This is a genomic window from Parahoeflea alexandrii, assembly GCF_027214025.1.
In the GTDB taxonomy this organism is placed as follows: domain Bacteria; phylum Pseudomonadota; class Alphaproteobacteria; order Rhizobiales; family Rhizobiaceae; genus Hoeflea; species Hoeflea alexandrii_A.
The window spans coordinates 767,280-781,073 of the sequence record NZ_JAPWHB010000002.1; the positions used below are offsets into that span (position 1 = coordinate 767,280).

A 13,794-nucleotide genomic window follows, 5' to 3' on the forward strand; every position below is an offset into this window, starting at 1 on the left:
CGTTTCCGGCTATATAGTGGCAACGGCAAGACCAAAAAAGCGCCATGGCCGAGAATCGGCCTCTTTATGCCTAATGCACCTACACCGTGGCTTCCACGCAACAGATAGCGGATCTGCGATACTAGCTGTCGATCAGACCGGAACTCATTCCGGCTTCGCCGCAAGTCCGCTCAGGGCTGCCGCATGGTCTCGATCAGTTCGACATCGAAATCCCGGCAGATCTTCCGCACCCTTTCGTCCGGGCATTGATCGGTGACGAAGGTGTCGACCTGTTCGAGATGTCCAATCCGGACCGGTGCTGTGCGTTCGAACTTGGTCGAGTCGGCGACAAGAATGACCTGCCTTGCATTGGCGATGATGGCCTGCGCCACCTTCACTTCGCGGAAATCGTAATCGAGCAGCGCCCCGTCGGGATCGATAGCCGAGGTGCCGATCACCGCGTAATCCACCTTGAACTGGCGGATGAAATCGACCGCCGCCTCCCCGACGATGCCGCCGTCGGAGGCGCGCACCACGCCGCCGGCGATCACCACCTCGAACTGGGTATAGGGGCGCATCCGGTTGGCGACATTGATGTTGTTGGTGATGATCATCAGCCGTCCGTGCCTGAGCAGAGCCTGGCTCACCGCCTCGGTGGTAGTGCCGATATTGATGAAGAGCGACGCATTGTCGGGAATCAGCGCGGCAGCGGCCATGCCGATTGCCTGTTTTTCCTCGGCTGCGATCTTGCCGCGCTGCGCATACTCCATGTTCTGGGTGCTCGACGGGATTACCGCGCCACCATGGATGCGGGTAAGCAATTGCCGCTCGCACAGGTCGTTGAGATCCTTGCGGATTGTCTGCGGCGTCACTTCGAACCGGGCCGCCAGATCGTCAACCAGAACCCGGCCTTCCGTCTTGGCGAGTTCGATGATTTCCGAATGGCGCGGGGCAAGGTACATAAGCATGGTTTTTCGGAGCGTCCTAGTTTCGAGTTCATTTTAAAACGAAAGAAACGAACATCACAATGTGTTCTTCGCTGCAGTTCGAGCAACACCATCCTGGTCCACACTTTTCTGCCGATGCCGAAGCGGATTTCCGCAAATTCATGATCGGGGTCCTCAGATCGCCGCCGCTCAACCTTGCGCCGTACGCCGCCTGAGAATATCGGCAAAGAACAGCGCGGCGTCATGCGGCCGGTCGGTGTCGCGGGTGATCAGCCCCACCGCTCCCATGGTCGTTCCCGTGTCAATCGGTAGCTCGACGAACTCGCCGGAGCCAAGTTCGGCCGCGACGACACCGCGGGAGATGATCCAGATGGCATTCGTCGCGCGCAGGAAGGCACGGCCGAAACTGTCGGACACCGTCTCGACCGCCTGGACCGGCGGCGCCATCCCCTGTTCCAGCATCACCCGCTCTACGAAGGGATGGATAATCGATCCCGCCGGCGGAACCAGCACCGGATGGCGCGACAGAATATCCGCCGCCACCTGCCGCAGTCCGGCGAGCGGATGCTTGTTGGAGACGATGAACACCACCCGGTCGCGGTAGAGCTGCTCGAAGCGCAGGCTTGTCATGTTCTCGGGCGCCGGCATTCGCCCCATCACCAGATCGAGATCGCCCTTGCGCAACTGGTCGAGCAGAACGCGGTTCTCGCCTGTCGTCACCCTCAACGGGCTCTTCAGTCCCGACGCCAGAAAATCAACCACCGCGCCGGGCATGATGGTGGCGGACACGGTCGGCAATGCGCCGATGCGCACCGGCGGTCCAGCCGCGGTCGCAACATTGGCAAGCGCCGCGATGCCGCCCCGCACGGCGGCAAGCCCGGAGCCGGCATGCGAGAGAAACACCTCGCCCTGATGCGAAAGCCGGATGCCCCTGCCATCCCGCTCGATCAGCGGCGTGCCGACAATCTGCTCGAGTTCACGGATGGTGCGCGTCACCGCCGGCTGTGTCAGCGACAGGGTGATCGCCGCGCGGCCGACGCTCTTCTGGCGGGCCACCTCGACGAAAGCCTCCAGATGCCGGATCTTGATGCGTCGTGATATACCCATACCGGCTTCGCTATTATTAGAGGAATAAAAAATCATTATTCATTTCCAATCCAGTATGTAAAGTAGATCGTGAATTGGCAGGGAGGATCTGATGGCTGAAACGAAATCCAGCGGAGAGCGGACGCGCCGTGCAGTGCTGGGTGATGCCCATGTCGACAGGGCGATCGCGGCCACGACCTCCTTCGATGCGCCGTTTCAGGATCTGATCACCGTCAGCGCCTGGGAAAAGCTGTGGTCCCGCCCCAACTGGAGCATGCGCGACCGGTCGATCGTCACCATTGCGCTGCTGGCCGCCCTCGGCCACGAGGAAGAGGTCGCCATGCATGTCCGTGCGACGGCCAACACCGGCGCGACCGAAGAAGATATATGCGAAGCGCTGATGCACGTGGCGATCTATGCCGGCGTGCCGGCGGCCAACACGGCCTTTCGCATCGCCAAGCGGACACTGGCGGAGATGAAATCCACATCGGGAGGATCCAAGGCATGAAATCCAACCAGACACCGATCGCCAATTTTTTCCCCAGGGACAGGTCCTGGCACCCCAAGGCCTACACGCCTGACTACAAGACCTCGGTGTTGCGGTCGCCGTCCCGCGCTCTGATCGCATTCGGCAATTCCCTGTCCGAGACGACGGGCCCGGCCTTCGGCCACGACATGATCGGTCCTCTCGACAATGATCTGGTGCTGAATTTCGCCAGCCCCGGCATGAGCGCCATCGGCGAGCGCGTCATCGTCCATGGCCGGGTTCTCGACGAGCGTGGCCAGCCGGTCCCGAACGTGCTGATCGAGTTCTGGCAGGCCAATGCCGGCGGACGTTACCGCCACAAGAAGGACGGCTATCTCGCGCCGCTCGATCCCAATTTCGGCGGCTGCGGCCGGACCCTGTCGGGCGATGACGGCGCTTTCGCCTTCCGCACCATCCGCCCCGGCCCCTACCCCTGGCCGAACGGTCCGAATGACTGGCGCCCGGCGCACATCCATTTCTCGGTCTTTGGCCATGGCTTTGCCCAGCGGCTGATCACGCAGATGTATTTCGAAGGCGACCCGCTGATCCCGCGCTGCCCGATCGTGCGCACCATCAATGACCCCAAGGCCATCGATCAGCTCACCGCCCGGCTCGACATGAACGCGAGCGCCCCGATGGATGCGCTGGCCTATCGCTTTGACATCGTCCTGCGCGGCAGCCGCTCGACACTGTTTGAAAACAGACTGGAGGGAAACTGACATGGTAACCCCGATCACCCCACCGCTTTATCCTCTCAAGGAATCGCCTTCGCAGACCGCCGGCCCCTATGTTCATATCGGGCTCACTCCGAATTTCTGCGGAATACCCGGCGTCTACGCCAATGATCTCGGCACCACGATGGTGGGTGAGAACACCAAGGGCGAGCGGATCACGCTTGAAGGCAGGGTCATTGACGGCGGCGGCAATCCGCTCAAGGACGCGCTTGTCGAAATCTGGCAGGCCGACGCCGACGGGACATACAAGACACGGGCCGAACCAGGTTTTTCCGGCTGGGGTCGAGCCCCCGCCGATGGCGAGACCGGCATCTTCCGTTTCGAGACGATCAAGCCCGGCCGGGTTGCCTTTCCTGACGGCCGGCTGCAGGCGCCGCATATCAATGTCTGGATCGTCGCCCGCGGCATCAATCTGGGTCTCAACACGCGGATCTATTTCGAGGACGAGGCCGAGGCCAATGCCGGCGACCCGGTGCTGGCACGCATCGAGCATCGCGACCGGGTGCCGACGCTGATCGCCAAGGGCGGCAACGGCAAATACAGCCACGACATCCACCTGCAGGGTCCGCAGGAAACCGTATTCTTCGATATCTGAGAAAGACGCAGGTCATGGCACAATTCATGACGCTACCCGAAGCGGTGGCGCAAAATCTCAACTCCGGTGATACCGCCGCATTCGAGGGTTTCACCCATCTCATCCCCCATGCCAGCGCGCATGAGGCGATCCGCCAGGGCATCAAGGATCTCACCCTGGTGCGCATGACGCCCGACGTGGTCTACGACCAGTTGATCGGCATGGGTGCGGTCAAGAAGCTGATCTTCTCCTATGCCGGCAATCCCGGCGTCGGTCTGCTCCGCCGCTTGCGCGACTCGGTCGAAAACGGCTGGCCGCACGCCATTGAAATCGAGGAACACTCCCACGCGGCCATGGCCAATGCCTATGAGGCCGGTGCGGCCGGCCTGCCCTTTGCCGCCTTCCGCGGTTACAAAGGCGCAGAACTGGCAAGGGTCAACCCGAACATCAGGTCGGTGACCTGTCCCTTCACCGGCGAAGAACTGGCAGCGGTTCCGGCGATCCGCCCCGACGTCACCTTCATCCACGCCCAGAAGGCCGACCGCAAGGGCAATGTGCTGATCGAAGGCATCGTCGGCGTCCAGAAGGAAGCCGTTCTCGCCGCCAAGCGCTCTGTCGTCACCGTCGAGGAGATCGTCGACGATCTCGACGCCCATCCCAATGCCTGCGTCCTGCCCGGCTGGGCCGTCACCGCGATCTGCCTGGTGCCCGGCGGCGCCCATCCATCCTACGCCCATGGCTACTATTCGCGCGACAATGCGAGCTACATCGCCTGGGACAAGATCGCCGCAGAGCGCGACACGTTCCTCGCCTGGATGAAGGAAAATGTTCTCGACGCCAGGCCTGAGGATTTCGCCGACCGGATCAAACACCTCAGGAGCGCGGCATGAGCGAGACTGATTTCACCTCCAATGAAATGATGACGATTGCGGCGTCCCGCGCCCTCAAGAACACCGATGTGTGCTTCGTCGGCATCGGCGCGCCATCAGCCGCCTGCAACATCGCCCGCCTCACCCATGCGCCGGACGTGACCCTGATCTATGAGAGCGGCACCATCGGCACCGCTCCGCAGGTTCTGCCGCTGTCGATCGGCGACGGCGAGCTCTGCGACACGGCCGTCACCACGGTCTCGGTGCCCGAGATGTTCCGCTACTGGCTCCAGGGCGGACGCGTCACGGTCGGCTTTCTCGGCGCCGCCCAGATCGACCGCTTCGGCAACATCAATACCACGGTGATCGGCGACTACGATCATCCCAAGACCCGCCTGCCCGGCGGCGGCGGGGCGCCGGAGATCGCTTCCTCCTGCGGCGAGATCTTCATCACGCTCAAGCAGTCGAAGCGCGCCATGGTCGACAAGATCGACTTCTTCACCAGCTTCGGCCACGGCGAAGGCAGAGACCACCGCCAGCGCCTGGGGATTACCACCAAGGGCCCGACCCTAATGGTTACAGACCTTGCAGTCTGGAAGCCCGATCCTGTAACACGTGAGTTCACCGTGGTCTCCATGCACCCCGGCGTGACTCGCGAGATGGTTCAGGCGGAATGCGGCTGGACCGTGCGGTTCGCCGACAAGCTCGAGGAGACCCCGGCGCCAACCGGGATCGAGCTGTCGACACTGCGCGATCTCAACGCACGCACCAAAGCCGCCCATTCCGGCGGCAAAACCGGAGAAGCCGCCTGATGGCCGAAGCATTCATCTGTGATTATGTCCGCACCCCGATTGGCCGTTTCGGCGGCGCCCTGTCCAGCGTCCGCGCCGACGATCTGGGCGCGATTCCGCTGCGGGCACTGAAAGACCGGAATACCTCCGTCGACTGGGACGCAATCGAGGAAGTCTATTACGGCTGCGCCAACCAGGCCGGCGAAGACAACCGCAATGTCGCCCGCATGGCGACCCTGCTTGCAGGCCTTCCGGTCTCGGTGCCCGGCACCACGCTCAACCGCCTGTGCGGATCGGGCATGGATGCCGTGCTGGCCGCTTCCCGCATCATCCGCTCCGGCGAGGCCGAGCTGGTGCTCGCCGGCGGCGTTGAGAGCATGTCGCGCGCGCCCTTCGTCATGCCCAAGGCCGACACGGCCTTTTCGCGCAATGCCGAAATCTATGACACCACCATCGGCTGGCGTTTTATCAACCCGGTGCTCAAATCGCAGTACGGCGTCGATTCCATGCCGGAAACCGGCGAGAACGTTGCCGAGGATTTCGGCATCAGCCGCGCCGACCAGGACGCTTTTGCGCTCAGAAGCCAGACCCGCGCCGGCAAGGCACAGGCGTCCGGCCGCTTCGACAAGGAAATCGTTGCGGTGGAAATCCCGCGCCGCAAGGGCGATCCGATCGTTGTCAACACCGACGAACATCCGCGTTCCGATACCACGCTCGAACAGCTGGCAAAGCTCAAGGCCCCGTTCCGCGCCGGCGGCTCGGTAACTGCGGGCAATGCGTCCGGCGTCAACGACGGCGCGGCAGCGCTGATCATCGCTAGCGAAGCTGCGGCAAAGAAGCATGGGCTCACACCAATCGCCCGCATTCTCGGTGGCGCCACCGCCGGCGTCGAACCCCGGATCATGGGCATCGGCCCTGCTCCGGCAACACAGAAGCTCTGCGCCCGGCTTGGCCTGAAACCATCCGACTTCGGCGTCATCGAACTCAACGAAGCCTTCGCCAGCCAGGGCATTGCCGTCCTGCGCCAGCTCGGACTTCAGGAAGACGCCGAACATATCAACCCCAATGGCGGCGCCATCGCGCTCGGCCATCCGCTCGGCATGTCCGGCGCCCGCATCACCGGCACGGCCGCGCTGGAACTTGCGGTCCGCAATGAAAAGCTGGCGCTCGCCACCATGTGCATCGGCGTCGGTCAGGGCATCGCCATCGCCCTCGAGCGGGTCTGAGATGACGGCTGGCGGACAGAGATGGGCGGCTGGGCTCTATAGCGATCATCAGATCGCGGAGCGCTTTTCCGACGAAACCCTGTTCGCCAGCTTCTCCCGTTTCGAGCAGGCCCTTGTAAACGGCCTGGCCAAGGCAGGACTGGTCGCAGCCGCGGATGCCGCAGATCTGACCAGGCAGATCGCAGCCTTCGAGCCGGACACCGCGGCTATCACCGAAACCGGCATTCGCGACGGCGTGCCCGTGCCCGAATATGTGCGCCAGTTGCGCGTCCATGTTTCGGGCCCGGCAAAGCCCATGCTGCATCATGGCGCCACCAGCCAGGACCTGATGGACACGGCGACGATCGAGGCACTGGCCTCGGTCAACCTCGTTCTCTCCGAAAGGCTCCACGGCCTGCTGGACCAGCTGTCCGGGCTTTCCGCTCGATGCGGTGGAAACGAGCTTCAGGCCATCACCCGGATGCAACCCGCCATCACGTTCCATGCGTCTGACCGGATCGCCACCTGGCGTCAGCCCCTGATGGCGCTGCGCGACCGGCTCTTCGCGCTACAGGAGGAGAACCGAGTACTGCAATTCGGCGGCGCGGTCGGCGATCTGCAGGCGCTGGGCGACAACGCGGAAATCGTCGCCCGATCCATCGCAAGCGAGTTGGGACTGCGCTGGCCTGGCCACAGTTGGCATTCGGCTCGCGGCCCGGTTCTCGCCCAGGCCAATTTCATGTCGGAACTCACCGGAACGCTTGGCAAGATCGGCCAGGACGTGGCGCTAATGGCCTTGCGCGGCTCTGATGACATCCGGATGTCGGGTGGCGGCTCGTCTTCTGCCATGCCGCACAAGCAGAACCCGGTCACCGCCGAACGTCTTGTCACGCTGGCGCGGTTCAATGCCACGCTGGTTTCCGGCATGCATCAGGCGCAGCTCCATGAGATGGAGCGCTCGGGCGCGGCCTGGATGCTCGAATGGATGCTCCTGCCGCAGATGTGCGAGACCGCCGGCGCCAGCCTGCTGGCAGCGTTTGCACTGATTGAGTCAATTGAAAAAATGGGGAAATCCGCATGAAGACGTTGTCCACCCAGGTTTGTATCATTGGCGCCGGTCCTTCCGGCCTGCTGCTCGGCCAGCTGTTGCACGACATCGGAATCGAAACGCTGATCCTCGAACGCTCCAGCCTCGACCATGTGCTTTCGCGCGTGCGCGCCGGGGTGCTTGAGCAAGGCGCGGTCAAACTGCTGGAACAGGCTGGCGCCGGCGCGCGGATGCATGCCGAAGGTCTTTCGCATGACGGCTTCGCCATCACCTGCGAAAACGACACCCATCGCATCGATCTGGCCACATTGACCGGTGGCGGAAACGTCATGGTCTACGGGCAGACCGAAGTTACCCGCGATCTCGTCGACCGCCGCAAGGAAACCGGCGGCGTCAGCAAATACGAGGTCGCCGACGTCGAGCTGCATGATTTCGACAGCGACAAGCCCTATGTCACCTGCCGGATCGAGGGTGAGGATGTCCGCATCGATTGCCGCTTCATTGCCGGCTGCGACGGTTTTCACGGCGCCAGCCGCCGCGCGGTGCCCGAGGACGCCATCCGGACCTTCGAAAAGGTCTACCCGTTCGGCTGGCTTGGCATTCTCGCCGATGTTCCGCCGGTCAGCCATGAACTGATCTACGCCAGCCATTCCCGCGGCTTCGCGCTTTGCTCGATGCGCTCAGCCACCCGCAGCCGCTACTACATCCAGTGCAATGCCGGCGACAGCATCGAGGCCTGGTCGGACGACCAGTTCTGGACCGAATTGCGCCGCCGGCTGCCCCCCGAAACCGCCGAAGCCATGATCACCGCGCCCTCCTTCGAAAAGTCGATCGCACCGCTCAGGTCCTTCGTCGCCGAGCCGATGCGCTTTGGCAGCCTGTTTCTTGTCGGCGACGCGGCGCACATCGTGCCGCCGACGGGCGCCAAGGGCCTCAACCTCGCAGCATCGGATGTGCATTACCTGTTCGAGGGCCTGCGCGGTCATTTCCTCGAGCGCGACACCTCTCTGCTCGATGCCTATTCGGCCCGCGCGCTGGCACGGGTCTGGAAGGCGGTCCGGTTCTCCTGGTGGATGACCACGATGCTGCATCGCTTCCCCGAGCAGGCGCCGTTCGAGGCCCGCATCCTGGAAACCGAGCTCGCCTACACGCTCGAGTCCGAGGCGATGAAAACCGCACTCGCGGAAAACTACATCGGTCTGCCTTACTGACGCCGGTTTTCGCACGTTTGTTCAGCTTGCATTCAGCAGACTCTGGCAATGATGCCCGCATTGTTGTCGTTCAAGCCGCAGGTTGACCATATGAAGACCAACGCCCGCATCCGCCCCGCCGCAGCATTCCTCGCCGCGGCATTGATGAGTGTCGCGCCGCTTTGTGTCGCACCGGTGCTTGCCGACCAGTATCGCGGGCAGCGCACGGTTCTCGTCGACGTCGATGGCGAGTTGATGCGCAACATCCCCGAAGCCGGTTCGGTTCGCCTCATCATCGATAACCAGGGCCGCAGGCTGCTCGTCGACAACTGGAACCAGGTCATCGGCTTCGAGATCCCGGCCTGGCAGTATTATGAGCAGAACGGCGGCCGGCAGCGCGAAGCCAGAAGCGGGATCGATTCATTTGGATTTCCCGAGCCGCCCTCGCCTCGGGAGCAGGCCTCGCGTGACACCTTTCCCGATGCGCCCCGCGCCCGCATCGAACGCCGCGATCTCAACCCGATGACTGGAACCGTGCCGACGAGGCCGAAGATCATCAAGGTCCCGACCGTCGAGGAACCTGTACAACCGCGCGCAGAAAACCCGGCCACGACCGAAACAAAGGCTCCGCCTGTTGCCAAGGCCCCGTCCCTTTCCAAGGCCCAGGTCTCCGCGCTTCAGGTCTACCTCGACCGCAACGGTATCTCGCCCGGCGTCATCGACGGCCGCATGGGCTCGAACGTCGCCAAGGCGCTCGATGCCTGGTTCGAGGCCACCGGCGAGCGGCTCGATCCCGCAGACACCGACCTGATCGTCAGCCGCCTGGCGGCGGAGGGCGGGCTCGCCTTCGCCACCTATGAAATCACCGCCGAGGACGCTGCCGGTCCGTTCATCGCATCGGTGCCCTCCGACTATGCCGAAAAGGCCCGGCTTGACCGTCTGGCCTTTACCTCGACCTCGGAGATGCTGGCCGAACGCTTCCACATGGACGAGGCCTATCTCAAGGAACTCAACCCGGACGTGAATTTCAGCGTTCCCGGAGTCCGGATCAAGGTCGTGGCGATCGGCCAGAAGAAGACCGGCGTGGTCAGCCGCATCGTCGCCGACAAGGCGCGCAAGCAGGTTCGCGCCTACGACGAGGCCGGAAAGTTGCTCGCCGCCTACCCGGCTACGATCGGTTCAAGCGACACGCCCTCGCCTTCCGGAGAGGTGACCATCGAGCGCGTGGCGCACAATCCCGGCTACACCTACAATCCGAAGATCAATTTCAAGCAGGGCGACAACGACAGGATCCTGCAGGTTCCGCCCGGACCGAATGGCCCGGTCGGAACCATCTGGATCGCGTTGTCCAAACCCACCTACGGCATCCACGGCACGCCCGAACCCTCGACCATCGGCAAGACCCAGAGCCACGGCTGCGTCCGGCTGACCAACTGGGATGCCGAGGAACTCGCGGGCATGGTGGCGCCCGGCGTCACGGTGAGCTTCACCGAGTAGGGCGGAGCATCTGCGCGAACGAATATTCGCGCCCGCTTGAATGCATGAAAAACCAGGCGCATGGCCCGGCGATCGGAATCAGCATGGCAGGAATCCGTCAAGATCGGATGCCGAAGGGTGTCTTTCGGTCCCGATCACCTCGAACATGCGGGCCGAGTGGATGCCGTATCGCGGATACACATACGCGACCTCCATCCAGAGACGTCCTGCCGGCAAAGACTTGACTATGCGCATGCGCTTCAACGCCTTCAAAATCAAGAGCCTGTAACGCCAGCCGGAATCGGAATCGCAGGAAGCGGGCAAAGCATGCCCCCGGCCACTTCAGGTTGATCTGGAGCCGTTCACCGGTGCTGATCCACAAGGATCGGGTTGCCGTCCGGATCCATAATCATGAAGCTCGCCGGTCCGCTGCTGGCCTCGTCCGCTTCCGCCTTGAACGTCACACCCCGGGTCTTGAGCTGTTTTTGCAGCTCCCTCACATCGGTGAACTCCTCCAGCGGCTCGGCCTTCTCGCGCCAGCCCGGGTTAAAGGTCAGCATGTTCTTCTCGAACATGCCTTCGAACAGGCCGATCACGCAGCCGCCATTGTGCAGGATCAACCAGCCCTGCGCCGCATCCCCGCCAAAGGCCTGAAATCCGAGTTTCTCGTAAAACGCTCTCGATGCCGCCAGGTCCTTGACGGCGAGACTGAGTGAGAATGCACCAAGCTCCATTGCATTGTTCCTTTTTAAGATCAGCAATCGGGATCTTCTCCGCCAAAGTGTAGACGCATGATGGCAATCGGCAAACCTGATTGATGAACCCGGCTTCCCGTCGAATGTCTCTTCAGTGATGAAAGCAGTCTACTCGTCTGCCTTGTCGAGCCATGACCGGATCAACCCGGCGACCAGATCCGGCTTCTGGTGGCAGATCCAGTGGTCCGCGCCGGCAACATGCTCGACAGTCAGGTCCGCCGCATACTCGCCCAGCCCCTCGATGCAAGCCGGTAACAAGGCCGTATCCTCGTCGCCCCAGATCAAAAGATGCGGACAGCGCACCTGCAGCCTGTCCTTGCGCAGAGCCGGAACATCGCTCAGCGGTTCGCCCGGCGATGCGACCTTGAGTGGCGAGGCCCGGTACCAGTTGATCATCGCCTTCAGGCGGCCCGGGCGGGACCATTCCGCCTTGTAGAGTTTCAAGCGTTCCGGGGTCAGCCAGCTCAGGTCCATCTTGGCGGAGAACAGCTTCATCAATCCTCCGAAATCATCCGCGGAGAGCTTGTCTTCCGAGCCTTCGGCACGCAGGAACCGGATATATTGCGAGGCGCTGGTCTGTGCCCCGCCCGCCGCCAGCTCCCGCTGGAACGGGCCTGGATGCACGCCGTTGATGATGATCAGCCGCGACACCAGTTCCGGGCGGAACATCGCCAGCCCGTAGGCCACCGCTGCCCCCCAGTCGTGGCCGATCACCGTGACCTTGTCGCCCAGCGTACCGATCAGCGCCGCCATGTCCCCGACGAGCTCGCGCATTTCATAGGCCTCGATCTCCGGCGGAGCCCAGCTCTGGCCGAAGCCGCGCTGGTCGGGCGCGATGCAATGACAGGACTCCGCAAGCCGTGTCGCGACCTCGCTCCACGCGCCGCTGTATTCGGGAAAACCGTGCAGGAACAGCAACACCGGCGCGCCTTCCCTGCCCCACTCGAGATAGTGGAAAGGATGGCCATTCAAGTCGATGAAACGGGAACGGGCGTCTTGCATCACTTCTCCTGGCCATAGCTCCGGGCTGACCGAGGTTGCCGGCATGCCGGCAGACTGCAAAGCCGGCCTGGCCTCACGCTCACGAAACCGAAGCTGCTAGCTCAGTGTCCGCCGCACCGCGTCGCGCCAGCCTTTCAGCTTGGCGTTGCGGGTCTTGTCGTCCATTTCGGGCTTGAACTGCCGGTCGCGCTTCCAGGCCTTGGCGAATGCCTTCTGCTTCGGCCACACCCCTGCCCGCTGGCCCGCGAGCCAGGCGGCCCCGAGCGCCGTGGTTTCCAGGATCGTCGGCCGGTCGACCGGCGCATCGAGAATGTCGGCGAGCCGCTGCATGGTCCAGTCCGACGCCACCATGCCGCCGTCGACGCGAAGCACGGTGTCGGTCCCGGACCGCTTCCAGTCCTTGTGCATCGCGTCGAGAAGATCGCGGGTCTGGTAGCAGACCGCCTCCAGCGCCGCCCGGGCAAACTCCGCAGGCCCGGTGTTGCGCGTCATGCCATAGATCGCGCCGCGGGCCTCCGCATCCCAGTGCGGCGCCCCCAGCCCGGTAAACGCCGGCACCAGGTAGACATCCTGGGCCGGGTCGGCCTCAGCCGCCAGGTCGCCGCTGTGTTCGGCCTTCTTGATCACCTTGATCCCGTCGCGCAGCCACTGCACCGCCGCCCCCGCGATGAAGATCGAACCTTCCAGCGCATAAGTCACCTTGCCGTCGAGCCGGTAGCCCACCGTCGTCAGCAGCCGGTTCTTCGAGCGAACCATGTCCTCGCCGGTGTTGAGCAGCGCGAAACAGCCGGTTCCATAGGTGGATTTCAGCATGCCCGGCTCGAAGCAGGCCTGGCCGATGGTCGCCGCCTGCTGGTCGCCCGCCACGCCGAGGATCGGAATTCCCGCGCCGAACAGCGCCTTGTCGGTAACGCCGAAATCCGCCGCGCAATCCTTGACTTCCGGCAGCATGCCGGCCGGGATCCGCAGGACCTTCAGAAGCTCCTCGTCCCACTCCTGGGTTTCGATGTTGAACATCAGCGTTCGCGACGCATTGGTCGCATCGGTGACGAACGACTTGCCGCCGGTCAGCCGCCAGATCAGGAACGTGTCGATCGTGCCGAAACACAACTCGCCGCGCGCCGCCCTCGCCCGTGCACCCTTCACATTGGCCAGCATCCAGGACAGCTTGGTGCCGGAAAAATACGGATCGAGCAGCAGCCCGGTTTTGCGGGTGAAGGTCTTTTCGAGATCCTGGCGCTTGAGCTTTTCGCAGTAGGAGGCTGTCCGCCGGTCCTGCCAGACGATGGCGTTGTGGATCGGCTTGCCGTTTTCGCGTTCCCAAACCACGACTGTCTCGCGCTGGTTGGTGATGCCGATCGCCGAAATGTCGGAGGCCTCGACGCCGGCCTTCTTCAGGGCCTGCCTGACCGACCAGACCACCGTTTTCCAGATTTCTTCCGGATCGTGCTCGACCCAGCCCGACTGCGGATAGAACTGCGTGAATTCCTTTTGCCCCACCCCGGCGATGCGCATGTCGCCATCGAAAACGATGGCGCGGCTTGAAGTGGTGCCCTGATCGATCGCGAGAATGTATCCGCTCATGAAGTCCTCCCCTGCTGTCTGTATTTGA

The 13,794-nt window shown here is 63.2% G+C and carries 14 protein-coding genes; 9 read left to right on the forward strand and 5 right to left on the reverse strand.

Going from position 1 to position 13,794, the window contains the following annotated elements; all coding sequences use genetic code 11:
* Positions 1-170 precede the first annotated feature (170 nt).
* Together O4H62_RS09850 and pcaQ are read right to left on the reverse strand one after the other, a co-directional pair.
* Complete coding sequence (locus tag O4H62_RS09850; protein WP_269387588.1) at positions 171-941, reverse strand: DeoR/GlpR family DNA-binding transcription regulator; 771 nt, start codon at positions 939-941, stop codon at positions 171-173.
* Between the two features lie 174 nt (positions 942-1,115).
* Complete coding sequence (pcaQ, locus tag O4H62_RS09855; RefSeq protein ID WP_269387355.1) at positions 1,116-2,033, reverse strand: pca operon transcription factor PcaQ; 918 nt, start codon at positions 2,031-2,033, stop codon at positions 1,116-1,118.
* A 91-nt stretch (positions 2,034-2,124) separates the two neighbouring features.
* Here pcaQ and pcaC point away from each other — a divergent pair, with 91 nt between their 5' ends.
* The 9 genes from pcaC to O4H62_RS09900 are packed head-to-tail and all read left to right on the forward strand — an operon-like array spanning position 2,125 to position 10,446.
* Positions 2,125-2,520 (forward strand): 4-carboxymuconolactone decarboxylase, encoded by a 396-nt coding sequence (pcaC, locus tag O4H62_RS09860; RefSeq protein WP_269387357.1) that lies wholly within the window; start codon positions 2,125-2,127, stop codon positions 2,518-2,520.
* On the forward strand, positions 2,517-3,257 hold the full coding sequence (gene pcaH / locus O4H62_RS09865; protein ID WP_269387358.1) for a protocatechuate 3,4-dioxygenase subunit beta: 741 nt from the start codon (positions 2,517-2,519) through the stop codon (positions 3,255-3,257). Before pcaC ends, pcaH begins: the two co-directional genes overlap by 4 nt.
* A gap of 1 nt (position 3,258) precedes the next feature.
* A complete protein-coding gene (gene pcaG, locus O4H62_RS09870) occupies positions 3,259-3,867 on the forward strand; it encodes a protocatechuate 3,4-dioxygenase subunit alpha (RefSeq protein ID WP_269387360.1) in 609 nt (202 codons plus the stop codon).
* 14 nt (positions 3,868-3,881) lie between these two features.
* Positions 3,882-4,736 carry a CoA transferase subunit A gene (locus O4H62_RS09875; protein WP_269387361.1) on the forward strand — a complete coding sequence of 285 codons (855 nt, stop codon included), beginning with the start codon at positions 3,882-3,884 and terminating at the stop codon, positions 4,734-4,736.
* The gene (locus O4H62_RS09880) at positions 4,733-5,527 is read left to right on the forward strand and encodes a CoA-transferase subunit beta (RefSeq protein ID WP_269387363.1); all 795 of its coding nucleotides are present in this window, start codon (positions 4,733-4,735) and stop codon (positions 5,525-5,527) included. The genes O4H62_RS09875 and O4H62_RS09880 overlap by 4 nt, the downstream gene beginning before the upstream one ends.
* On the forward strand, positions 5,527-6,732 hold the full coding sequence (pcaF, locus tag O4H62_RS09885) for a 3-oxoadipyl-CoA thiolase (protein ID WP_269387365.1): 1,206 nt from the start codon (positions 5,527-5,529) through the stop codon (positions 6,730-6,732). The genes O4H62_RS09880 and pcaF overlap by 1 nt, the downstream gene beginning before the upstream one ends.
* A gap of 1 nt (position 6,733) precedes the next feature.
* Positions 6,734-7,792 (forward strand): 3-carboxy-cis,cis-muconate cycloisomerase, encoded by a 1,059-nt coding sequence (locus O4H62_RS09890; RefSeq protein ID WP_269387367.1) that lies wholly within the window; start codon positions 6,734-6,736, stop codon positions 7,790-7,792.
* 5 nt (positions 7,793-7,797) lie between these two features.
* Positions 7,798-8,970 (forward strand): 4-hydroxybenzoate 3-monooxygenase, encoded by a 1,173-nt coding sequence (pobA, locus tag O4H62_RS09895; protein ID WP_269387590.1) that lies wholly within the window; start codon positions 7,798-7,800, stop codon positions 8,968-8,970.
* A gap of 48 nt (positions 8,971-9,018) precedes the next feature.
* On the forward strand, positions 9,019-10,446 hold the full coding sequence (locus O4H62_RS09900) for a L,D-transpeptidase (protein WP_269387368.1): 1,428 nt from the start codon (positions 9,019-9,021) through the stop codon (positions 10,444-10,446).
* A gap of 341 nt (positions 10,447-10,787) precedes the next feature.
* Here O4H62_RS09900 and O4H62_RS09905 read toward each other — a convergent pair whose 3' ends face one another.
* The 3 genes from O4H62_RS09905 to glpK all read right to left on the reverse strand — a co-directional run bounded on the left by O4H62_RS09905 (position 10,788) and on the right by glpK (position 13,766).
* Positions 10,788-11,159, reverse strand: coding sequence for a VOC family protein (locus tag O4H62_RS09905; RefSeq protein ID WP_269387370.1), 372 nt, complete (start codon positions 11,157-11,159; stop codon positions 10,788-10,790).
* A gap of 129 nt (positions 11,160-11,288) precedes the next feature.
* Positions 11,289-12,182: an alpha/beta fold hydrolase gene (locus O4H62_RS09910; protein ID WP_269387371.1), complete on the reverse strand. Its 894-nt coding sequence runs from the start codon at positions 12,180-12,182 to the stop codon at positions 11,289-11,291.
* A 96-nt stretch (positions 12,183-12,278) separates the two neighbouring features.
* Complete coding sequence (gene glpK, locus O4H62_RS09915) at positions 12,279-13,766, reverse strand: glycerol kinase GlpK (protein ID WP_269387373.1); 1,488 nt, start codon at positions 13,764-13,766, stop codon at positions 12,279-12,281.
* Between the last annotated feature and the right edge of the window lie 28 nt (positions 13,767-13,794).